The 303-nt window shown below is 41.3% G+C and carries 2 tRNA genes; both read right to left on the bottom strand.

Annotation, left to right across the window (positions count from 1 at the left end):
* Positions 1–148: 148 nt before the first annotated feature.
* Positions 149–221 (bottom strand) — tRNA-Thr (locus Q1A47_RS20675).
* Positions 222–227: 6 nt separating this feature from the next.
* Positions 228–302, bottom strand: a tRNA-Asn gene (locus tag Q1A47_RS20670).
* Between the last annotated feature and the right edge of the window lies 1 nt (position 303).

The raw sequence follows: 303 nt of genomic DNA, 5'->3' as shown, positions 1-303 counted from the left end.
CAATATACATCAAACATTTCAAAATAACTACTTGGCTTAACACAGTCATTGCACTGATTTTATACTTTCTTAACTTTAAATAAGAACACCACTAATAAAAAAGTGGTGTTCTTTATTTAGCTCCCTTGCATATCAAGGTTTATAGGAAAGCTTCCAAGCGGACTTGAACCGCTGACCCCCACCTTACCATGGTGGTGCTCTACCGACTGAGCTATGGAAGCATAAAATGGCTCCACAGGTAGGATTCGAACCTACGACCGATCGGTTAACAGCCGATAGCTCTACCACTGAGCTACTGTGGAA

It is taken from the genome of uncultured Virgibacillus sp. (assembly GCF_947495635.1).
Classification (GTDB): Bacteria; Bacillota; Bacilli; order Bacillales; family Amphibacillaceae; genus Virgibacillus; species Virgibacillus salarius.
Note: the sequence above shows the minus strand (reverse complement) of the source record. Positions and strands in the feature narration are given on the sequence as shown.